General features: G+C 65.6%; 19 protein-coding genes and 1 tRNA gene. 10 read left to right on the plus strand and 10 right to left on the minus strand.

The genetic code is table 11. The features are described from left to right. Positions 1-171: 171 nt before the first annotated feature. A complete protein-coding gene (locus tag CRO48_RS05660; protein WP_176526662.1) occupies positions 172-525 on the plus strand; it encodes a lysozyme inhibitor LprI family protein in 354 nt (117 codons plus the stop codon). A gap of 136 nt (positions 526-661) precedes the next feature. On the opposite strand, the gene ilvD is transcribed toward CRO48_RS05660, so the two are convergent. After that, a complete protein-coding gene (gene ilvD / locus CRO48_RS05665) occupies positions 662-2,497 on the minus strand; it encodes a dihydroxy-acid dehydratase (RefSeq protein WP_097137154.1) in 1,836 nt (611 codons plus the stop codon). A gap of 209 nt (positions 2,498-2,706) precedes the next feature. Here ilvD and CRO48_RS05670 point away from each other — a divergent pair, with 209 nt between their 5' ends. Both CRO48_RS05670 and CRO48_RS05675 read left to right on the plus strand, forming a co-directional pair. After that, positions 2,707-3,735 (plus strand): GntR family transcriptional regulator, encoded by a 1,029-nt coding sequence (locus CRO48_RS05670; RefSeq protein ID WP_097137156.1) that lies wholly within the window; start codon positions 2,707-2,709, stop codon positions 3,733-3,735. A 144-nt stretch (positions 3,736-3,879) separates the two neighbouring features. Beyond that, complete coding sequence (locus CRO48_RS05675) at positions 3,880-4,524, plus strand: glutathione S-transferase family protein (protein ID WP_097137158.1); 645 nt, start codon at positions 3,880-3,882, stop codon at positions 4,522-4,524. Positions 4,525-4,599: 75 nt separating this feature from the next. On the opposite strand, the gene CRO48_RS05680 is transcribed toward CRO48_RS05675, so the two are convergent. The 5 genes from CRO48_RS05680 to CRO48_RS05700 all read right to left on the minus strand — a co-directional run bounded on the left by CRO48_RS05680 (position 4,600) and on the right by CRO48_RS05700 (position 8,129). After that, positions 4,600-5,013 carry a GFA family protein gene (locus tag CRO48_RS05680; RefSeq protein ID WP_097137160.1) on the minus strand — a complete coding sequence of 138 codons (414 nt, stop codon included), beginning with the start codon at positions 5,011-5,013 and terminating at the stop codon, positions 4,600-4,602. 17 nt (positions 5,014-5,030) lie between these two features. Next, complete coding sequence (locus CRO48_RS05685; RefSeq protein WP_097137162.1) at positions 5,031-5,510, minus strand: SRPBCC family protein; 480 nt, start codon at positions 5,508-5,510, stop codon at positions 5,031-5,033. Beyond that, on the minus strand, positions 5,507-5,836 hold the full coding sequence (locus tag CRO48_RS05690) for an ArsR/SmtB family transcription factor (RefSeq protein WP_097137164.1): 330 nt from the start codon (positions 5,834-5,836) through the stop codon (positions 5,507-5,509). Before CRO48_RS05690 ends, CRO48_RS05685 begins: the two co-directional genes overlap by 4 nt. Positions 5,837-6,070: 234 nt before the next feature. Further along, positions 6,071-6,337, minus strand: a complete 267-nt coding sequence (locus CRO48_RS05695) for a hypothetical protein (protein WP_097137166.1) — start codon at positions 6,335-6,337, stop codon at positions 6,071-6,073. 262 nt (positions 6,338-6,599) lie between these two features. Next, the gene (locus CRO48_RS05700) at positions 6,600-8,129 is read right to left on the minus strand and encodes a UxaA family hydrolase (protein ID WP_245423435.1); all 1,530 of its coding nucleotides are present in this window, start codon (positions 8,127-8,129) and stop codon (positions 6,600-6,602) included. A 240-nt stretch (positions 8,130-8,369) separates the two neighbouring features. On the opposite strand from CRO48_RS05700, the gene CRO48_RS05705 reads away from it, so the two are divergent. From CRO48_RS05705 to CRO48_RS31725, 3 genes are all read left to right on the plus strand, one after another. After that, positions 8,370-9,107 (plus strand): FadR/GntR family transcriptional regulator, encoded by a 738-nt coding sequence (locus CRO48_RS05705; protein ID WP_097137168.1) that lies wholly within the window; start codon positions 8,370-8,372, stop codon positions 9,105-9,107. Positions 9,108-9,431: 324 nt separating this feature from the next. Next, positions 9,432-10,670, plus strand: coding sequence for an alpha/beta hydrolase (locus CRO48_RS05710; RefSeq protein WP_097137170.1), 1,239 nt, complete (start codon positions 9,432-9,434; stop codon positions 10,668-10,670). Positions 10,671-11,077: 407 nt separating this feature from the next. Continuing rightward, a complete protein-coding gene (locus tag CRO48_RS31725; RefSeq protein ID WP_141402012.1) occupies positions 11,078-11,302 on the plus strand; it encodes a hypothetical protein in 225 nt (74 codons plus the stop codon). A 182-nt stretch (positions 11,303-11,484) separates the two neighbouring features. Here CRO48_RS31725 and CRO48_RS05715 read toward each other — a convergent pair whose 3' ends face one another. The 3 genes from CRO48_RS05715 to CRO48_RS05725 all read right to left on the minus strand — a co-directional run bounded on the left by CRO48_RS05715 (position 11,485) and on the right by CRO48_RS05725 (position 13,606). Further along, complete coding sequence (locus CRO48_RS05715; protein ID WP_141402013.1) at positions 11,485-11,865, minus strand: hypothetical protein; 381 nt, start codon at positions 11,863-11,865, stop codon at positions 11,485-11,487. Positions 11,866-12,162: 297 nt separating this feature from the next. After that, positions 12,163-13,368: a sodium/glutamate symporter gene (gene gltS / locus CRO48_RS05720; protein ID WP_097137173.1), complete on the minus strand. Its 1,206-nt coding sequence runs from the start codon at positions 13,366-13,368 to the stop codon at positions 12,163-12,165. A 163-nt stretch (positions 13,369-13,531) separates the two neighbouring features. Beyond that, positions 13,532-13,606: transfer RNA gene (locus CRO48_RS05725), tRNA-Val, on the minus strand. A 339-nt stretch (positions 13,607-13,945) separates the two neighbouring features. Between CRO48_RS05725 and CRO48_RS05730 the strand changes: the two genes are divergently transcribed. From CRO48_RS05730 to CRO48_RS05745, 4 genes are all read left to right on the plus strand, one after another. Continuing rightward, positions 13,946-15,094 (plus strand): isovaleryl-CoA dehydrogenase, encoded by a 1,149-nt coding sequence (locus tag CRO48_RS05730; protein ID WP_176526676.1) that lies wholly within the window; start codon positions 13,946-13,948, stop codon positions 15,092-15,094. Then, the gene (locus CRO48_RS05735; protein ID WP_097137178.1) at positions 15,094-16,701 is read left to right on the plus strand and encodes a carboxyl transferase domain-containing protein; all 1,608 of its coding nucleotides are present in this window, start codon (positions 15,094-15,096) and stop codon (positions 16,699-16,701) included. The genes CRO48_RS05730 and CRO48_RS05735 overlap by 1 nt, the downstream gene beginning before the upstream one ends. Before the next feature lie 22 nt (positions 16,702-16,723). After that, the gene (locus CRO48_RS05740; protein ID WP_097137180.1) at positions 16,724-17,107 is read left to right on the plus strand and encodes a RidA family protein; all 384 of its coding nucleotides are present in this window, start codon (positions 16,724-16,726) and stop codon (positions 17,105-17,107) included. A 96-nt stretch (positions 17,108-17,203) separates the two neighbouring features. Next, positions 17,204-19,192 carry an acetyl-CoA carboxylase biotin carboxylase subunit gene (locus CRO48_RS05745; protein ID WP_097137182.1) on the plus strand — a complete coding sequence of 663 codons (1,989 nt, stop codon included), beginning with the start codon at positions 17,204-17,206 and terminating at the stop codon, positions 19,190-19,192. A 602-nt stretch (positions 19,193-19,794) separates the two neighbouring features. Here CRO48_RS05745 and pbpC read toward each other — a convergent pair. Further along, a complete protein-coding gene (gene pbpC / locus CRO48_RS05750) occupies positions 19,795-21,870 on the minus strand; it encodes a penicillin-binding protein 1C (protein ID WP_407071895.1) in 2,076 nt (691 codons plus the stop codon). Positions 21,871-21,886: the final 16 nt, after the last annotated feature.

The following is a 21,886-nucleotide window of genomic DNA, read 5'->3' on the forward strand; positions in this document are numbered from 1 at the left end:
ACGGAACATTTCGACTATTTACGTTGATATCAACGTTTGCCGTGCATGTCAAAGTTGCCGGCCTTGCGGCTGCGTGTGCCTCAAGGACGCAGCATAGCCCGGCATTCCGACATTCCCTTGTCAAAAAAAGCGCCGGCCATATCTAACGCCGCTCACGAGGAGTTGGACGCCATGAAAAACAAACCCGCCTTCAGCCTGCCCGCGCTTTGCCTTGTCATCCTTTCGGCGGCCCTGCCGGCGGCGGCCGCAAGCTTCGACTGCGACCGCGCCGACCTTGCGGCAGACGAGAAAGCGATCTGCGACAACAGGGCGCTGAACGACGCCGACGTCCGGATGGTCACGACCTTCGACATCCTGACCGGTCTGGTGGCGATGGGCGCGCGCGGCGAAATGCAGGATCGCCAGTCGCAATGGCTGAAGGAGCGCCAGGCCTGCGGCCCCGATGTCGCCTGCATCAAGGGCGCCTACGACAAGCGCATGCAGCAGTTGGACGAGGCCTACAAGAACATCAGCCGGCCGCTCTGAGGCGATACCCAGGCCGATGGAGCATATCCTGCTCCGAGCGCAGGCCGGGCTGGCCTCCAGGGTTCACCCTGCGGCAGGAATGCAAAAGGCCGGCGTGGGGCCGGCCTTCCGCTTCTGTCAATGTTTTGGGGAAAGCCTATTCCGGCAGAATGCGCACGGCGCCAAGGTCGGCGGAGCTTGCGAAGGCGGCATAGGCCTTCAGCGCCGTGGTGACGTTGCGCTTGCGTGGCTGCGCCGGCTTCCAGCCGAGCTTGTCCTGTTCGGCGCGGCGGGCGGCGAGTTCGGCGTCCGAAACTGCAAGGTTGATCGTGCGGTTCGGGATGTCGATCTCGATCATGTCGCCCTGGCGGACGAGACCGATCGCGCCGCCGTTCGCCGCTTCCGGAGAGGCGTGGCCGATCGACAGACCCGAGGTGCCGCCGGAGAAGCGGCCGTCGGTGATCAGCGCGCAGGCCTTGCCCAGCCCCTTCGACTTCAGGTAGCTCGTCGGATAGAGCATTTCCTGCATGCCGGGGCCGCCCTTCGGGCCTTCGTAGCGGATGACGACGACGTCGCCGGCCTTGACCTCGCCGCCGAGGATTCCCTTCACGGCCGCGTCCTGGCTTTCGAAGACGACGGCGGGGCCGGTGAACTTCAGGATCGATTCATCGACGCCGGCCGTCTTCACGATGCAGCCGTCCAGCGCGATGTTGCCCTTCAGCACGGCGAGGCCGCCGTCCTTGGAGAAGGGGTTTTCGACCGAGCGGATGACGCCCTTTTCGCCGTCGGTGTCGAGCTCGTCCCAGCGGGCTTCCTGGCTGAAGGCGACCTGGGTCGGGATGCCGCCGGGGGCGGCGCGGAAGAAGGTGCGCACGGTCTCGCTGCTGGTGCGGGTGATGTCCCAGCGGTCGATGGCGTCGCCAAGGGTCGCGGCGTGCACAGTCGGGCTGTCGCGGTGGATCAGCCCACCGCGCTCGAGTTCGCCGAGGATGCGCATGATGCCGCCGGCACGATGGACGTCCTCCATGTGAACGTCGTTCTTGGCGGGGGCGACCTTGGAAAGGCACGGGACGTTCCGGGAAAGCCGGTCGATGTCGTCGAGGTTGAAGTCGATCCCGCCCTCATAGGCGGCCGCAAGGATGTGAAGCACCGTATTGGTCGATCCGCCCATGGCGATGTCGAGCGACATGGCGTTCTCGAAAGCCTTCTTGTTGGCGACGTTGCGCGGCAGGATGCTGTCGTCCTCCTGCTCGTAGTAACGGCGGGCGAGGTCGACGATCAGGTGGCCGGCCTCGACGAAAAGGCGCTTGCGATCGGCGTGGGTGGCGAGCGTCGAGCCGTTGCCGGGCAGGGACAGGCCGAGGGCTTCGGTGAGACAGTTCATCGAGTTGGCCGTGAACATGCCCGAGCACGAACCGCAGGTCGGGCAGGCGGAGCGCTCGATGACCTTGACGTCCTCGTCGGAGATTTTGTCGTCGGCGGCGGCGACCATGGCGTCGACCAGGTCGAGCGCGTGCGTCTTGCCGTGCAGGACGACCTTGCCGGCTTCCATCGGACCGCCGGAGACGAAGACGGCCGGGATGTTGAGGCGCATGGCGGCATTCAGCATGCCGGGCGTGATCTTGTCGCAGTTGGAGATGCAGACCATGGCGTCGGCGCAATGGGCGTTGACCATGTACTCGACGCTGTCTGCGATGATCTCGCGGCTCGGCAGCGAATAGAGCATGCCGTCATGGCCCATGGCGATGCCGTCGTCGACGGCGATCGTGTTGAATTCCTTGGCGACGCCGCCGGCTGCCTCGATCTCGCGGGCGACCAGCTGGCCGAGGTCCTTCAGGTGCACGTGGCCGGGCACGAACTGGGTGAACGAATTGACCACCGCGATGATCGGCTTTCCGAAATCCGCATCCTTCATGCCGGTCGCGCGCCAGAGGCCGCGGGCACCGGCCATGTTGCGGCCGTGGGTGGTGGTTCGGGAGCGATAGGCTGGCATCGACGTGTTCCTCAAATCCGGTCAGGCATGGCATGTGGGGGCGAAAAAGCCGTTCCGCCAGCCCTTGTCAGGCGTTCCCTAGCGCAAAAGCCCCGCCGCGTCACGAAAGGAATGCAATTTTTTGCCGGCCGGCGTGGAATTTCCTGTCGCGATCCGGCGCAGGGACGACCATTGCCGACAGAGGCCGTTTGTGAGAGTGTCGCGGCTCGATGGCGGTTGACAGGACGATGGCGAAGGAACGGGCGGAGGTGGTCGAGACGGGAGAGGCGCGCCCGCTCTACCTGCGTATCCGCGACCAGATTTCCGGGGCGATCGCGGCAGGGCGGCTGCCGAAGGACGCGCTGCTGCTGGAAGGGCACGTGGCCGGCATCTTCTCCTCCACGCGGACGCCGGTGCGGCAGGCCTTCGCCCTGCTGGAGACGGAGGGCGCGATCCGCCGGTTCGACGGCCGCGGCTTCGTCGTCGGCCGCGGCAGGGGCGCGCCGCTGCGCATAGCGTTGACCTCGGACATGTTCGGCGACGGCGAAGAGGCGCAGCCGCTGCGCAAGGCGCCCGCCTGGGAAACGATCTACGAGGCGCTGGAGCGGGAGATGGTACATCTTTCCGTGTTCGGCCGTCACCGCATCAACGAGGTGGAACTGGCACGCGCGAAGGGCGTCGGCCGCCAGGTCGCCCGTGACGCGCTGACAAGGCTGGAAAACCTCGGCATCGTGGAAAAGGACGAGAGGATGCGCTGGACCGTCGTCCCGCTTGACGAGGGTCGCATGCGCGACCTGCACGACATCCGCGTGGCGCTTGAGCCGGTGGCGCTCAGGCAGGCCTATCCCTTCATGCCGGAGCAGGAGCGCACGGCGATGACGGCGCGGCTCAGGCGCGCGCTCGCCGGCTATCCCGATCTCTCGCTTGAGGAGATGGACGGCATGGAGACCGACCTGCACATCACCCTTCTCGGCCACTGCCCCAACCGCGAGATCCTGATCGCGCTCAGGCGTGCGAGGTTCATGCTCAACGTCTCAAAGCACATCATGGGCGTCTCGCACGTCATGCCGAAGGACGAGCCGTTCATCGCCGAGCACCTCACCGTGTTCGCCGCGCTGGAGGTGGGCGATGTCGAAGGCGCTGCCGAGGCGCTCCGGCACCACATCGCGGTGTCGCTGCCGAAGGTGATCGGTCGGGTGGCGGAATTCCGGGCGACGCACCGGCCTGAGGTGCCGGGGTATGTGATGGCGGCGGGGTAGGGAGAGGGCGAGGGCCGCAAGACGTCGCTCGTCTTGAGGCCGCGCTCGGCGTGGCGCTCCAACCGGGCCGGAGATTTGATCGCAGGATGTCGGACACTGCTTTGGCCAATCGTCTTCAAGACGGATCAGGCAGGGAGAACCGCGATGACGATTACCATTACCGCCTTCGAACGCTCGCCGGACCGTGGCAGGGGGCTGGCGCGTGACATGCGTGTTCGCTGGGCGCTCGAGGAGGTCGGCGAGCCCTACGAGGTGCGCCTCGTTTCGTTCAAGGCGATGAAGGAGCCCGCGCATGTCGCGCTCCAACCTTTCGGCCAGATCCCGACCTATGAGGAGGACGGCCTCGTGCTTTTCGAATCCGGCGCCATCCTGCTTCACATCGCCGAGCGCCATCAGGGCCTGTTGCCGGACGACGCGCGTGCCCGCGCGAGGGCGATCACATGGATGTTTGCCGCCCTCAACACGGTGGAACCGCCGACGATCGATCGCGAAGTCGCCCGCTATCTGGAGGGCGACAGGCCATGGTACGATGAGCGCCTGCCCCTCATCGACGAGCGCATCCGCAAGCGGCTCGACCAACTCGCCGCGCACCTTGGCGATGCCGAGTGGCTCGACGGTACCTTCAGCGCTGGCGACCTTTTGATGGTGACGGTGCTGCGCAGGCTGGAAGGTTCGGGTATCCTGGACGACTATCCCACCCTCTCTGCCTATGTCGACCGCGGCCAGGCGCGCCCCGCCTACAAACGCGCCTTCGCCGCGCAGATGGCGGTGTTCAATGCCTCGCTCTAGGTGAGCGGCGCCGATCATTCACAGTCCGATCTCGGGCGACCTTCCACGGCCGTTGCCCTTCGACTGCGCCGTTTGTCACGTCGTTGGCATCCTGTCGAACTTCTGCAGTGCCGGATCGAGGTGATCCCAGGCATGTCCGGCCACGGTCCAGGACACCAGTTGTGGCTTGTAACGGCTCGGGTCGTCGAGGCTTGCCGGCGTGACGATGAAGACATCCGGCATGTCGGGAAACGTCATGTAGACGGACGAACCGCAGGTCGGGCAGAAGGCGCGCCGCTTCACGGTTCCGCCATCGCCTATGGTTTGCCATTGTGACGCGCCTCCCTCGACCGTCACATCAGCCGAAACGAACGTCAGGTGCGATTGGTGTCCCGTGCCGCTGTCGCGCTGACATTGCCGGCACTGACAGTCAACCATGACGGCCGGTTCGCCTGATATCTCGTAACGGATCGCGCCACAGGCGCAGCCGCCGGTGTAGGACTTGCTCATGTCGTTCTCCCGTTTCTTCAATGCAGCGCTTGCGAAGACGCCTCCTCAGCGACCACCACGTCGAGCTTCCTGACCACCTTTTTCCAGCCTTCGCCCATGTTGCGGTAGGCCGTGTCGTTCTTCGGAAGCACGAAGCCGGAGTGCACCAGGCGAAGGCGCGTGCCTGTGTTGGTCGCGGAAAGGGTGAAGGTGACGACCGTGTCAAGCTTCGAGCCATAGCCGTCATTGCTTTCATGGCCTCCCTTCCAGGCATAGGACAACCGTTCACGCGGCACCACCTCGAGCACCTCGCAATAAATGGTGCCGTCCCATTCGCCGGCGGGTGTGGTCTGGAAGGTGAAATGGCTCCCGACGACGGGTTCGAAGTCCTTCGGTGCCATCAGCCAGCGGCCGATCAGTTCGCCGCTGGTCAAGGCCTTCCAGATGACTGCCGGCGCATGCGGGAAGACCTCGTCCACGACGATCGACTGCATATTCGGAGTCATATCCCGGTTCATGGATCGATTTCCTTCAGCAGATTTCTCAGATCGGCAAAGCGTTCGCGCCAGAAGACGCCGTAGTGGCTCATCCAGTCGGCCAGTGGCGCCAGCCCACCTGGCTGGGCGCGATAGTAGACATTGCGCCCCTCAGGGCGCTCGCAGACAAGCCCGGCCTGCTTCAAGGACTTGAGGTGCTGGGAGATGGCCCCCTGCGTGACGTTGCTGCCGCGGGTCAATTCAACGACGGTGATCTCGTCGGAGTTGGCGATGCGCTCGAACACGGCCCGCCGGGTGGGATCGGCAAGGGCGCGCATGACAGTTGTTATGGTTTCAGCTTCGATCATGGATCGATTAAATAGCGCATACTAATCAATTAGTCAATACTATTTGATTGATCCGTGCGGCAGTGCCTGAACCCACGGCTCTCGCCGCCCCTGTTTGCCTTCAGGCCGAAGGAGCAGCGCGGCGAGGACCGTGAGCATGGGCGAATTCCCGGCGACGCATCGGGTGAGGTGCCGGGATATGTTGGCGATGCCGGGCATACTCAGGAAAGCGGCGACAAATGCCGCCGCCAAACTTCAGGATTCAATAAGGATCACCAAAGACTCCGGGACCACCCCGTCAAAGGCCATCGCATCGGCGGCGGCCTTGCTTTGCATTGCCTTGTTCATGGCGTCGATATCCGGCACGTCCATAAGGATGGCCACCCGGGTCGGATCCTGTGGATCGACGAAGGTTCGGATTCCCGTCACGCCAAGGGGGCCGAACAGCTCCTGGCGCTTCGGTGAATTGAGCCAATGGTCGGCACCTTTGGTGATGTTGTGGTGGGCAACAATGGTCGGCATTGCTTCGTCCCTCCTTTGACGCGGAGGTGACACGCAAAGCCTGCCGCGATCCCCCACGTCCGAGCACGGAACGCCCCATCATGCGGCCTGTCAAGCAATTCGTAGCCGATCCGTCGCCCTGACGGTGCGCACGGGCCGCGCTGTCAATCCCGGACGCGGCCGCGGGCGGCAGCAACATCGGCGCTGTCGCTGGAGTGCCGCGCCTGCAAACCCAAGAGTTGGCGCGCGAACGGCGATGCCTGAAGTGCTCCCCTCCCGCGCCTCACGTCACCGCGCCCACCTGCCAGGGCACGAACTCGTTGTCGCCGTAGTCGAACGCCTCGCTTGCCGTTTTCCGCCCTGATGCCGTTTCGATGACGAAGTCGAAGATGCGGCGGCCGGCTTCCTCGATCGTCTCGGTGCCGTCGACGATGGTGCCGCAGTTGATGTCCATGTCCTCCTTGATGTGCTCGTACATCGGCGTGTTGGTGGCGATCTTGATGCAGGGGGCGGGCTTGTAGCCGGAAACGGAGCCTCGGCCGGTGGTGAAGGCGACGAGATTGCAGCCGCCGGCGATCTGGCCGGTGACGGCGGCGGGGTCGTAGCCGGGCGTGTCCATGAAGACAAAGCCTGCTTCCTCCACTTCCTCGGCGTATTCGTAGACCGCGTTCAGCGGCATCGAGCCGCCCTTGGCGACAGCGCCGAGCGACTTTTCAAGAATGGTGGTCAGGCCGCCAGCCTTGTTGCCGTGCGAGGGGTTGTTGTTCAGTTCGGCATCGTTCTTCGCCGTGTACTCTCGCCACCAGTCGATGCGTGCGAGCAGCTTTTCGGCGACTTCCGGGCGGGCGGCGCGGCGGGTGAGCAGGTGCTCGGCGCCGTAGATTTCGGGCGTCTCCGAAAGCACGGTCGTGGCGCCTTCCTTCACCAGCATGTCCGAGGCGATACCGAGCGCCGGATTGGCCGAGATGCCGGAATAGCCGTCAGAACCACCGCACTCGAGCGCCAGCCTGATACCGGACAGCGGCTGCGGCGTGCGGCGGATGCGGCCGACGTCGGGCAGCATGTCGTCGATCATCTCGCAGGCGGCCTCGATCGTCTTGCGCGTGCCGCCCTGGTTCTGGATCATCATGGTGCGGAAGGTCTTGCCTTCCTCGAGCCCCGCCTCCTCGACCAGCGGCCCGTACTGGAAGGTCTCGCAGCCCAGCCCGATCATCAGGATCCCGCCGAAATTCGGGTTGCGCGCATAGCCCTTGAAGGTGCGGGTGAGGATGCGGCCGCCCTCCGACTTCAGGTTCAGCGCGCAGCCGCCGCCATAGGTCAGCGCCACCACGCCGTCGATGTTGTCGTGGCCGGCCTCGCGAAACTTCCGTGCATAGTGCTCGGCGACGTAGCGCGAGACGGTGGCGGAACAGTTCACGGTGGAGAGGATGCCGATGTAGTTTCGCGTGCCGATGCGGCCGCCGCCGCGGTCGTAGCCTTCGAAGGTGTGGCGCTCGGCTTCCGGCACCATGTCAGGAGGGGCGTTGTCGACGCAGAATTCGTGCTTCAGCGCCACGTCGTGGATGGCGAGGTTCTGCAGGTGCACGTGCTCGCCCGGCCGGATCGCCCGCGTCGCATAGCCGATGATCTGGCCGTACTTCAGGACCGGTGCGCCCACGGCGATCGGGGAAATCGCGACCTTGTGGCCACGCGGAATGCGTTCGGCGGCCACCACCCCGTTCACGAGAGCGCGTCCTGCATCGAGATTGGCCGGTACGACGCCGACATTGTCTTTCGGGTTGAGGACCAGGACGGCGGGCATTTCGGCAAGCATGGCAGAACTCCTGCGACAGGGGGCTGGCGAATTATGCACAATGTCGGCAAAAGTCAATTGTGGCAGTTTCGCACCCTGTCAAGGTTGACTTCGTGGAGCGGATTCGCCTTCCATCCCCGGCACGCGCATCGGGCTGAATAGTCATACTTATCGATCAAATAGTCTGACAAAGCGGTATTGACAGCGCGGCTTGGCGCGGCGGATGCTGATGCGAAGAGCGGGTGCGCCGGGGGGATACAGGTGGACGTGACGAGGGAGCCGCAGGGCGGCAAGACGGATTTGCAGGTCCGAAGGCCGCGGGTACAGAAAAACGTGACCGCTGCGATCGGGCTCGACATCTGCTCCGACCGCTATGCGGTGGGAAGCGTTCTTCCGCGGGAAAGCGATCTTTGCGAGATGTACGGCGTCAGCCGGACGGTGGTGCGGGAATCCCTGAAAATCCTTTCGACCAAGGGGCTGGTCCACAGCCGGCCGCGCGTCGGCACGGTCGTCTGCGAAAAGACGGATTGGAACCTGCTCGACCCGCAGATCCTGGAATGGATGGGGCCGCGCATTCACGATCTCGACCTTTTCGGCTGCATTCTCGAGACGCGTCGCACGGTGGAGCCTGTCGCGGCGGCGTTTGCGGCGGAGCGCGCGACGGTCCAGGAAATCGCAGACCTCGACGGCGCCTGGAGGCGCATGCGCGATGCCGGCGCAGATATCGAGGCCTTCACGCGCGCCGACGTGCAGTTTCACGAGATCCTGCTGAAGGCGAGCCACAACCAGGTCTTCCGCCAGCTCTCCTCCATCATTCATGCGGCGCTCATCTATGCGCTTCATCGCTCCAACGAGGCGGTGGAAGACAGGGAGGAGGCGCTGCTGGTCCATCGGGAACTGGTCGAGGCGCTGCGCCTGCGTGATCCGGAGGCCGCGCGCGCGGCGTCCAACCGAACGCTGGACCTTGCCGTTCGCGACCTCGCGCTCAACGGCGCCTAGCGGGGCCTTGCCGTCTCCGGTGCCGGAACGGAGCGGTCTTCGTCTTTCTCCAGCGGATCATGAGATCGGGAAGGGCCTGTCCAGCCTGCGCGGTTTGAGGCGTGGCAGGTCGCGGAACGCTTGAGGTCATGCTACCTGCGGGATGTGGCCGTGGCGCCGCAGGTGCCCGCAACCTCGATGTCACAAACACCGGTGCGGATGATAACCGATTGCCTGCCCGGGTATTGCCCATTAAACATCTCTTAAGACACGCGGCCGGCCTCACGCGGGGGCCGACGTCTGGGAGGCTGCTTAGCCGGCGGCACGGTGAAAGGGTGTATCCGAATGCGGAGTAGGTGGCGCATTGCGCTTGTTTTGTCGCTTTCGGTGGCCGTTGCCGCGTGCGGTGGAAAGAAGGGCTTCATGGCCCCCATCGCCGAAACCGCGCCGGTGCCTGGAACATCGACGGTGGACATGCTCGTCGCCACCACCCGGGTGCCCTCCGGCGATCCGAACACGCTCTTCTCCGGCGAGCGTAGTGCGCGGCCATTCCTGACCGAAATTGCTGTTTCCATCCCGCCGGACAAGAACCGCAAGCCCGGCAGCGTGCAGTGGCCGAAGAAGCTGCCGCCCAATCCAGAGACCGACTTTGCGGTGACGCGCGTCCAGCAGCTGCCGTCGGTGGAAAGCGGCGAGGCCTGGTTCCGCGCCCACAACAGAAATGGCCACGTGATGGTCTTCGTGCACGGCTTCAACAACCGTTACGAGGACGCGGTCTTCCGGTTCGCGCAGATCGTTCACGATTCGGATGCGCAGGTGACGCCGATCCTGTTCACCTGGCCGTCGCGCGCGCGGGTTTTCGACTACAACTACGACAAGGAAAGCACCAACTATTCCCGGACGGGTCTGGAGCGGCTTCTGCGGGCGATCGAAGCTGAAAAGGGCGTGACCGACATCACCATCCTCGCCCACTCGATGGGCACGTGGCTCGCCATGGAGTCCCTGCGCCAGATGGCGATCCGCGACGGCGGCAAGCTCGGGCCGAAGATCCAGAACGTGGTGCTGGCCTCGCCCGACATCGATATCGACGTCTTTGCGCGGCAGTGGTCGGACATGGGCGAGAGAAAGCCGAATTTCACGATCTTCGTCTCGCAGGACGACAGGGCGCTGGCGCTCTCGCGCTTCATTTCCGGCGATGTGAAGCGCCTGGGGCAGATCAATCCCTCCGACGAGCCCTATCGCGACCAGTTCGAAAAGGCCGGCATCACGGTCGTAGACTTGACCAAGGTGCAGACCGGCGACCGGCTGAACCACGGAAAGTTCGCCGAGAGCCCGCAGATCGTGCAACTGATCGGCGAGCGCCTCGTCAACGGCCAGACGCTGACGGACTCCGACGTTTCACTCGGCGACGGCATCACAGCGATCGTCGCAGGGACTGCAGGGGGGATCGGCCGTATCGCCGCGACGACCGTCGCAACGCCGGTGGACCTGCTGACGATGACGCCCGCGCAGGAGCGGCTGGGTAGCAGCGTGGACAGGGGGTCGATGTTCGACCAGCCCGAAAAGCCGCCGGTGGCGCAATAGACGTGCAGGGCCGCGGCGCCCTGCCTCAAAAGCACACATAACTGGTCACAAATGCGGTAAAATCCACGCAATCTCTCGTTTGGGGATGCGTGGGGGTGTTAGCCGGTCACGTGCGGGCTCGCGGGAGCCGGAGATCAGGGAGTTCTCGTCTAATATTTTGAATTTGCTGTATATTTATGGCGCGCCAATTTCCGGCCATGGGTCGGAAGCCAGGAATTTCAGCAAAAGACGGAGTGCGCGGCAGTGCGTGCCGCGGCGAATGTCGCGTCTGATTGGGCTTACGTTCAAGGCCTGTGATTTATTCCCAGCAACTTCCCACATTTTTGTGGAATTGTGTGTGATGTTGTGCTTATATGCCGACATAAGAAAAGATCAGCCAAAATCGTTACGCTTCAAAGGGGAATTCCATGGCTCGAACGCCGGAGGAATGGGGGGCGCTGCTGGGCAGTACCCTAGCGAAGATGCAGGCCAGCGATCCACGATTCATGCTGCCGGCGATGTCGCCGGACTGCTGCCGTATCATCACCGAGACGATTGCCGTCATTGCCGCCGAGGCTCGCTCGCAGGGCTATGACGACGCGCTGCTCGGCATGCAGGGCCAGATGGCCGGGCGGAACCGCCTCCACGCCTGACCTGCACTGCGATCAGACGCTTTCATGAAATGACAGGGTTATGCCGTGCGGCAGGCGTGCCGCGCTGTGCATTTCGCTCGGGCCGGGTTCGTCCATAGCGTACCCTTGAGCGTATCGGCTCGGCGCGGGCGCTGTACGTGATCGCGCAGAACGGCCGCGCTGCGGTCTTCGTTTCTGCGCGGTCAGCTAGAGGGCTTGAGCGGACCCCCCGTTCTTTCGCTTGCGTTCGGGGTCAGGCGACCGCGTGAGCGCGACCGGTTGGCGTTTGCAAGCCGTTCGCGCGCTTCCTTCAGTTCCTCGGTGGAAAAGAGCGGCTGGAATTCCGGCAGAAGCATGGTCGCTTCCATCGAGTGTTCGGTCTTGCCGAGGTCGATCAGCCGTTCGAGGCCGGTCGTGCCCGGCTTGAAGACCAGTTCCTTTGCCGCCGAGACGCCGCCGTTCAGGATGACGTAGCGCCGGAAGAGGACCGGCCGGAACCCGAGCGCGGAACAGACGTCGTAGAGCGCCAGCATCTGCTTGTGGAAACGCTCACGGGCTTGGTTGCCGGCTGGGCCAATTTTCACGATGCTTTCCTTCGGTTTCAGCCTGCGCTGTTGCCTTGCGCCTGCCATCGGAACGAGGCCTTGCGCAATTAGCCCGGAACGCAGGCCGGGTAAAGCGGCGAATACGGCGTCCCGCGCAGGGCGGGTCTCCTCGCATTGCCCACCACACGGCGTTCCGCTACCTCACGGCATCGGTGGCGGGGTCTTGTGATGTCGCAACTGCCGGCGCACTTCGTGACGCCCGTGATCCATCTCCACATGCGCCGTCCGCGGCAGTCCGGTCGAAGCGGTCGCCGCGTGAAGCGTTGCCTTGCGCGCCTATCGCACCATGAAGCTGATTGCGAGCGCGTTTGCGAGGTCGATGAAGAAGGCAGACACCAAAGGCAGGATGATGAAGGCGGTCGGCGCCGGCCCATGGGCCTTGGTCACCGCCGTCATGTTGGCGATCGCGGTCGGGGTCGCCCCCAGGCTTATCCCGCTGAAGCCGGCCGAGATGACGGCCGCTTGATAGTCGCGGCCCATCGCCGGGAAGACGACGAAGATCATGTAGAGCACGGCGGCGACGGTCTGCAGGCCGAGCACGATGATCAGCGCCGGCCCCAGGCCGCCGAGGGTCCAAAGTTGCATCGACATCAGAGACATGGCGAGGAAGACGTTCAGCGAAAGGTCGGAGATGAGGGCCAGCGAGCGCGATCGGGACGGCCAGAACATGTTCGGCAAGAGACGGGGTATGGTGTTGGTCATCGCAATTGCGACGAGCAGGCAGACGACGAAGAGCGGCAGCTTGATGCCCGTTTCGGCAACCACCTGATCCAGCGCAAAGCCGATCAGGATCGCGATGTTGAGGATGAGGACGGTGCGCAGCAGGTTGACGTGGTTGATACTGCTTTCCCGGGGCATTCCAGGAGCGTCGGGCAGGCCGATGCTCGGCGGCTCGGTTGCCTCGCCGCTGAGCTTGTAGCGGCCGATGAGCACGCGCGCGACGGGGCCGCCGACAAGGCTTGCGATCACCAGTCCGAGCGTTGCCGAAGCGATGCCGATTTCCAGCGCGTTGGGGAGACCGAAGCGGTTGGCGATCAGCGGTGCCCAGGCGATCGTGGTCCCGTGCCCGCCGATCAGCGATACCGACCCGAGAAGTGCCGCGAGACCGTCCGGCAGCCCGAGAAGCGCGGCACTGCCGGCGGCGATCACATTTTGCAGGATCAGGAAGGACAGCGTCAGGACCAGGAGAATGGCGAGCGGCTTGCCGCCGGCCTTGAGATCGTCCAGCCGGGCGTTGAGCCCGATGCCGGTGAAAAAGTAGAGCAGCAGCATGTCGCGAGCATCGAGGTCGAACACAATGGCGGTGTCGAAGACGCGGTAGGCGATCAGCGTGACGAGCGCGGCGACGAGGCCGCCGGTCACGGCTTCGGGGATGTTCCAGCGTTTCAGCGGCCCGACGATCCGGTTGAGCCCCGATCCGACGAAGAACACCACGATGGCAATCGTAAAGGTCAGGAAGCCCGGTGTCTCGATCGTCGTCATGCGTCGGTTGCTCCCTGGAGCGAAGCGCTGCGCGCCGCGGTGGTAAATCCCCTGTCGGGTTGTGTTACTACGGGGCGGACAGGCGGTCCAGAAGGCCCGGGCGAAGTCGCAGAAAAATACGAAAAGGGCTTAGCGGTTTTACGCTAAGCCCTTGAAATTCGAATGGTGGGCGTGACAGGGATTGAACCTGTGACCCCTACGATGTCAACGTAGTGCTCTCCCGCTGAGCTACACGCCCATCCGATGTGGGCGCATAGACCATAAAAGCCGGCGCGGCGTCAATAGGCTTTGTGAAGCTTTTTTTTCGCTTCTTTTCGCCGCTGTGGAGGCCCCTGATTTTCCGGGATTTCGGGTGGTAGAAGGCCCGTGGATAAAAAGGGGATCGCACTCCAAACGAGAAAATGGCACCCTATCTTCCTGTCGGCGCTTTGGGAGGAGGGCTGCGGGTTTATCGGGATGGATCGCTTCGGCCGCGCGGTTGGCGATACTTTCCGGCGGGACGGTCTGGCACCGTCTGCATGCCTTGCCTCTGCTGGAACCATCGCCGTGGGAGGACGTGACCATGTACACAGCCGGAATGCATTTCGGGCTTGGCGAGGAGGTCGAGGCGCTGCGTGAGAGTGTGCGGCGTTTCGCGCGCGAGCGGATCGCACCCATCGCTGCCGAGATCGATCGGGACAATGCCTTCCCTGCTTCGCTCTGGCAGGCGCTCGGCGAACTCGGCCTTCTCGGCATCACGGCGTCGGAAGACTATGGCGGTGCCGGCATGAGCTATGTCGCCCATTGCGTGGCGATGGAGGAAATCAGCCGCGCGTCCGCCTCGGTCGCGCTGTCCTATGGCGCTCATTCCAACCTCTGCGTTAACCAGATCATGCGCAACGGCACGGAGGCGCAGCGTGAGACGTACCTGCCGAGACTGATCTCGGGCGAACATGTGGGCGCGCTGGCCATGTCGGAGCCGGGGGCGGGCTCGGACGTCGTCTCGATGAAGCTGCGGGCCGAGAAGCGCGGCGACAGCTACATCCTGAACGGCAACAAGATGTGGATCACCAACGGTCCCGATGCCGACGTCCTCGTCGTCTATGCCAAGACCGATCCCGCTGCCGGGCCGCGCGGCATCACCGCCTTCCTCGTCGAGAAGGGCTTTGCGGGCTTCTCCACCGCGCAGAAGCTCGACAAGCTCGGCATGCGTGGGTCCAACACCTGCGAACTGGTGTTTTCCGGCTGCGAGGTGCCGGCGGAGAACGTCATGGGCGGGGAGGGGCGCGGCGTCAACGTGCTGATGTCGGGCCTGGACTACGAACGCGTCGTGCTTTCCGGCGGGCCGCTCGGCATCATGGCCGCCTGCCTCGACGTGGTGGTGCCCTATGTGCACGAGCGCCGCCAGTTCGAGCGGCCGATCGGCGAGTTCCAGTTCCTGCAGGGCAAGGTGGCGGACATGTACGTCGCGCTCAACTCCGCCCGCGCCTATGTCTATGCGGTGGCGGCGGCCTGCGACCGCGGCGAGACGGCGCGAAAGGACGCCGCCGGCTGCATCCTCTACGCCGCCGAACAGGCAACGCAGCAGGCGTTGCAGGCAATCCAGGCGCTCGGCGGCAATGGCTACATCAACGACTATCCGACGGGCCGGCTGCTGCGCGATGCCAAGCTCTACGAGATCGGCGCAGGGACGTCCGAGATCCGCCGCATGCTGATCGGCCGCGAAATCTTCCAGGAGACCGCGTGATGGCGGTACTGAAATCAGGCATCTCCCCGCGCAGCGAGGCGTTTGCCGCCAACCGGCAGGCTATGTTGGCGGCGATCGGACCGGCGGAGGCTGCTGCCCAGCTCGCTTTCGAAGGTGGCGGCGCTAAGGCGCGCGCGCGCCATCTCGGGCGGGGCAAGCTGCTGCCGCGGGAGCGCGTGGCACAACTGATCGACCCGGGCTCGCCCTTTCTGGAGATCGGGCTGACGGCGGGACACGGGCTCTATGACGGGGCCTCGCCCGGCGGAGGGCTGATCGCCGGAATCGGCCGGGTATCGGGGCTCGAATGCATGATCGTTTGCAACGATGCGACGGTGAAGGGCGGAACCTACTACCCCATCACGGTGAAGAAGCACCTGCGCGCCCAGGAGATCGCCGAGCAGAACCGACTGCCCTGCTTCTATCTCGTCGATTCCGGTGGCGCCAATCTGCCGAACCAGGACGAGGTGTTTCCCGACCGCGACCACTTCGGCCGCATCTTCTACAACCAGGCGCAGATGTCTTCGAAAGGAATCGCGCAGATCGCGGTCGTGATGGGCAGTTGCACCGCCGGCGGCGCCTATGTGCCGGCGATGAGCGACGAGACCGTGATCGTGCAGAACCAGGGGACGATCTTTCTCGCCGGCCCGCCCCTGGTCAGGGCTGCGACCGGCGAGGTCGTCTCGGCCGAGGACCTCGGTGGCGGCGACGTGCACACGCGGCTTTCGGGCGTCGCCGATCACCTAGCGCGCGACGACCGGCATGCGCTGGCGCTGGCACGGCGGATCGCCGCCAATCTCAACGGCCGCAAGCAGCCACTGCCGCAAAAGGGGGAAGGCGATCCGCCGCTCTATGACCCGGATGAGATCCTCGGCATCGTGCCCGCCGACAGCAAGGTGCCCTATGACGTGCGCGAGGTGATCGCCCGCATCGTCGACGGTTCGCGCTTCGACGAGTTCAAGGCGCGTTTCGGCACCACGCTCGTCTGTGGCTTTGCCGCTGTCCACGGAATACCGGTCGGGGTTGTCGCAAGCAACGGCGTGCTCTTTTCGGAAGCGGCCCTGAAGGGGGCGCATTTCATCGAACTCTGCGGCCAGCGCTCCATTCCGCTGGTGTTCCTGCAGAACATCACGGGCTTCATGGTGGGGCGGAAATACGAGGCCGACGGCATTGCCAAGCACGGCGCCAAGCTGGTGACGGCGGTTGCCACCGTCGGCGTGCCGAAGATCACCATGCTGATCGGCGGCTCCTACGGGGCGGGCAATTACGGCATGTGCGGCAGGGCGTATTCGCCGCGCTTTCTCTGGACCTGGCCGAACAGCCGTATCGCGGTGATGGGCGGCGAGCAGGCGGCAGGCGTGCTTGCAACGGTGCGGCGGGAAGGGATCGAGCGCTCGGGTGCTGCATGGTCGGCAGAAGAGGAGGCCGAGTTCAAGCGGCCGACGATCGAGATGTTCGAGCGCCAGAGCCACCCGCTCTACGCCTCGGCGCGGCTCTGGGACGACGGCATCGTCGACCCGCGCAAGGCACGCGACGTCCTCGGTCTGTCCTTGTCCGCCGCGCTCAACGGCCCGATCGAACCGACGCGCTTCGGCCTGTTCCGCATGTAGATCCAACGTCAGGAGGGCAATCATGAAACGGGAGAACATCAACGCGAAGAACGCACCGGACCCGCACGGAGGGTATTCGCAGGCGGTGAGGCTGGAGGCGTACGAAAGGCTGCTGCTTGTCAGCGGCCAGATACCGGCGGACAGGGACGACAAGGTGCCGGACGGCTTCGAGGCGCAGGCGCGCCAGGTCTGGCGCAATGTCGACGCACAACTCAAGGCGGCGGGCATGGACAAGTCCAATCTCGTCAAGGTGACGACCTATCTCGCCGACCGGCAGTATGCGACGGCCAACCGGGAACTGCGCAGCGAGTATCTCGGCGCCGTGGCGCCCGCGATGACAGTGGTGATCTGCGGCATCTTCGATGAGCGCTGGCTGCTGGAGGTCGAGGCGGTGGCGGCACAGTAGGGCCGGCGGCGATCGAAAGGGCCGGTTTCCGGCCCGCCTCGCCCAAGGCCCTGGCTTCCACCCCGCACCAGCAGCCGGTCATCACCGGGAGAAACGATGTTCAAGAAGATCCTGATTGCCAATCGCGGCGAGATCGCCTGCCGGATCATCCGCACGGCCCGCAAGCTCGGCATCGCCACCGTTGCGGTCTACTCGGACGCCGACCGGACGGCGCTGCACGTGGCGATGGCGGACGAGGCGATCCGCATCGGTCCGCCGGAGGCCGCGCGAAGCTATCTCGACGGCACTGCGATCATCGACGCCTGCCAGCAGAGCGGGGCGCAGGCCGTGCATCCGGGATACGGCTTCCTGTCCGAGAACCCGGACTTCGTCGGGGCGGCCGAGGCGGCCGGCCTCGTCTTCATCGGCCCGTCCGCGCGTGCGATCCGGTCGATGGGGCTGAAGGATGCCGCCAAGGCGCTGATGGACCAGGTGGGCGTGCCCGTCGTGCCTGGCTATCATGGCGACAGCCAGGAGCCGGATTTCCTCGCCGCGCAGGCGGATCTGATCGGCTATCCGGTGCTGATCAAGGCGCGGGCCGGCGGCGGCGGCAAGGGCATGCGCCGGGTGGATCAGCCGGCCGCGTTCGCGGCAGCACTCGCCAGCGCCCGGCGCGAGGCCGAGGCATCGTTCGGCGACGGACGGGTGCTGGTCGAGAAATACATGGCCAAGCCGCGGCATATCGAAGTGCAGGTGTTCGGCGACCGGCACGGCAATGTCGTCCATCTGTTCGAGCGCGACTGCTCGGCGCAGCGTCGACACCAGAAGGTTATCGAGGAGGCGCCGGCGCCGGGCATGACCGCCGAGATGCGCGAGGCAATGGGAACGGCGGCGGTGCGGGCTGCGCAGGCGATCTCCTATAGCGGGGCGGGCACGGTGGAGTTCATCGCCGATGTCTCCGACGGGCTCAGGGCCGATCGCTTCTTCTTCATGGAAATGAACACCCGTCTGCAGGTCGAACATCCCGTCACCGAGGCGATTACCGGGCTCGACCTCGTCGAATGGCAGTTGCGCGTCGCCGCCGGCGAGCCGTTGCCGAAGCGTCAGGCCGAGCTTGCTATCCATGGCTGGGCCTTCGAGGCGCGGCTCTATGCGGAGAACCCGGCGCGCGATTTCCTGCCATCGACGGGGCGGCTGGCGCTTTTCGACGTCCCGGACGGTGTGCGGATCGATTCCGGTGTGCGCGCCGGCGACGAGGTCACCGCGTTCTACGACCCGATGATCGCCAAGGTGATCACTCACGGTGCCGACCGTGCCGAGGCGCTCGGCAGGCTCGCCGGCGCGCTGGCGCGATGCCGGATCGCCGGGGTGACGACCAATGCCGGTTTTCTAGGACGGCTGTGCAGGGATCCGCATTTTTCGGCCGGCGACGTCGACACGGGGCTGATCGGGCGGCAAGCGGAGACATTGCTGCCGGATCCGCCGGCAGGGCCGAAGGTGCAGGCGCTGGCGGCGATCGCAGCACTCGGGCTGATCGACCCGGGGGAGGGCGGCGATCCCTGGGAGCGGCTGCGCGGCTTCCGGCTATGGGGGGCGTCGTGGCAATCGGTGTTTGTCGAACAGGACGGAAAGCCGCTCGAGGTCCGGGTCGCCGCGGGCGACGGCAGGCGCTTCGAGGTCGAACTCGGCGAGAGGCGGTTATCGGTCGTGTTGCGCGCGGCGGGCGCGAAGGGCGCTGTTCTGGCCGATTTCGGCGATTGCAGCCTGGAGGCGTGGAGCGTCCGGCAGGCGAGCGAGATCGTCTTGTTCGTCGAGGGCGAAAGCCACGTGTTCCATGTCGAGGAAATGGCGGGCCTGCACGGCGAGGAGGAAGCCGGCGGCGACGTGCTGGCGGCGCCGATGCCGGGTGTGGTGCGGCTTGTACAGGCAGAGGCGGGGACGGCGGTCGCGAAAGGCGACGCGCTCGTGACCATGGAGGCGATGAAGATGGAACTGGTGCTGACCGCCCCGCGCGACGGCACGGTGGAATCGGTGGCGGTCACCGCCGGCGACCAGGTGGCCGAGGGGGTTGTGCTGCTGAGGCTGGTGGCGGAGGAGGTGGATTAGGGAGTCAGTGCCGGGGGGGGGGCGGTGTTTATCGCGACCGCCTTTGGCTGCGCCGGAGCCTGCATTCATCGATGCCGGTCCAGGCTTCACCCTTTTCCAGCGGGAGAAGATGGCGCGCGGCGCCGGATGACGGCGGGGTGCGGACACGCGGCGTCTGCCGTGACTCCACAACGCCTCACATTCGTCCGGCACCTCTCCCCAATCGGGAGAAGGAAACTCGCGGCAGACGTTGCGTGTTCCGTATTCGTCGCCGCTCACCTCCGGTGGCGGGCAAAGCATCAATATTGGCGGTTGCAGGTTTGGGGCACTCCTGCCGACTGGCCCCGCGCTTCGAACGACATTCGCTCCGCCACGCCCCGGCGCTCCGTCATCTGCGGCGCGCGGGTTCCCCCCTCATCCGCCTGCTGGCACCTTCTCCCCGCGAGCGGGGAGAAGGACGGTCGCCGCGAGGTTGGGGTGAGGGGCGCAGATGTCGGAGGTTCCAAGAGTTTCAAAAAAGGCGATGAGGGCGCGCCGGAACGGTACATTCTCAGCGGGCGCGAAAGTTGAAAGGCACGAAAAATCCCTTCCGTCGTGAGGGCGGAGGTCGTTCCCGTTGCGTGCTATTCCACGAACACACGCACGCTGGCTGCCCGGCCTGCGGCGTCGATGACGGTCAAGGTCGAGTAGCCGGCGCCGTCCGGGGTCCACTGGGTGGTCCGGCGGCGGGACGTGTCGGGGAGCATGCGGCCGTTTGCGAGCCATCGGAAGGGGGCGCGGCCGCCCTGCAGCTTCAGCGCCAGCGGCGCGATGTCGCTGCCCGAGAGGGCGCCGAGTTCGACGTGCGCACCTTCCGGCGGGTAGACGATCAGCGGGGCGGGTTCGCGGGCGGTGGCGGTGACGAGGCCGGAGGCGGTCCGGGCGAAGCGGCGCAGGCCGACGGGGAGTTCGGATTGCGCCATGCGGACGGCACCCGGCGGCGCTTTCGGCATCGGCGTGATCGCGATGCCGGATTTCGAGAAGGCCTCGAACAGGATGGGGGCGGCGCTATCGTAGCCGGTGAGGCCCGGGATGGCGGCGTTGTCGGCGCGACCGACCCAGACGCCGAGTACATGGCGGCCGTCATAGCCGACCGACCAGGCGTCGCGGTAGCCGTAGCTCGTGCCGGTCTTGTAGGCGAGGCCGATCCTGCGGCTGCCGCGCGGTGGCAGCACGGCGGCAAGGGTGTCGGAGACGTTCCAGACGGCGGAGGGTGCGATCAGCGGATCGCCGGCAAGCACTTCCGGCTGCCGCTCGACGCCGTCGCCGAGGCGCACGACGGCGCCCTGGTTGGCGAGCGCCGCATAGAGTTGGACGAGGTCGCGCAATGTGATGCCCGCGCCGCCTAGGCCGATCGCAAGGCCCGGCGCCTCGCCTGCGGGCAGGGTGAGCCTCACATCGGCGCGGCGCAGCCGCACCGTCAGCCGCGTCGGGCCGACCGCATCGAGCAGGCGCACGGCGGGGACGTTGAGCGACAGTTGCAGGGCCTGGCGGACAGTGACGTCACCCTGATAGCTCATGTCGAAATTGCGCGGCCGATAGCCGAAGAAGTCGGCCGGCCGGTCCTCCACGATCGTCTCCTGCGCCACCAGCCCTTCCTCGAAGGCGAGACCGTAGATGAACGGCTTCAGCGTCGAGCCGGGCGAGCGGACCTGGCGCGTCATGTCGATCCAGCCGGAGCGTGAGGCGTCGAAGTAACTGGCCGAGCCGACCTCGCCGACAATCTCGCCGGTGCGGGCGTCGGCCATGACCATTGCGACCGACAGCTTCGGGCCAAGCCGTTCGGCGGCGTTGCGGGCGACTGTTTCCAGCGCATGCTGCACGCCGCGGCGGATCGTCGTCTCGTGGCGCTGGCGGGTCGGGTCCCTGCGCAGCGCGAGTTCGGAAAGATGGGGGGCGAGGGCCGGCAGTTGCAGGCGGCGTTCGGGGATGGCTTCCCCGCCCGCCCGCTCGGCCTCGCCTTGCCCGATCACGGTCGAGACGGCCATGCGGGTGAGCACGCGCTCGCGCGCGGCTTCCGCCACCTTCGGGAAGCGGTCCGGCCGGCGGCGCTCGGGCAGCTGTGGGAGGGCGACGAGCAGGGCTGCCTCGGCGACAGAGAGCCGCTTCGGCTCCTTGCCGAAATAGGAGAGGCTTGCGGCGCGCACGCCTTCCAGATTGCCGCCATAGGGGGCACGGCTTAGGTAGAGATCGAGGATTTCGGCCTTGTCGAGCCGGCGCTCGATCTGGATGGCGCGGACGATCTGCCTGACCTTCGCCAACAAGGATCGGCCCTCGCGCGGCTCGATCAGCCGGGCAACCTGCATCGAGAGCGTCGAGGCCCCGGAAACGATACGGGCGTGGCTCACGAACTGGCCGGCGGCGCGCAGAAGCGCCAGCGGATCGATGCCCCTGTGCTCGTAGAAGCGCTGGTCCTCATAGGCGAGCAGCATCCGGACGAACTGCGGATCGACGTCCCTGGACGTCGTCCGCAGTCGCCAGAGGCCTTCGGAGGTCGCGAAGGCCCTGAGCAGTCGCCCGTCGGCATCGACCACTTCGCGCGAGACTTCCCGCGCCTTCTCGATCGGCGGGGGAAAGGCCGCGTCGGCGCGCAGCAGCCCGTGCAGCAATGCGGTGAAGACCACCGCATTGCAAAGCAGGACCAGCAGGCCGATGCGCAAGACCGGCACGGTCGCC

The organism is Rhizobium subbaraonis (genome assembly GCF_900220975.1).
Taxonomy (GTDB): Bacteria; Pseudomonadota; Alphaproteobacteria; order Rhizobiales; family Rhizobiaceae; genus Mycoplana; species Mycoplana subbaraonis.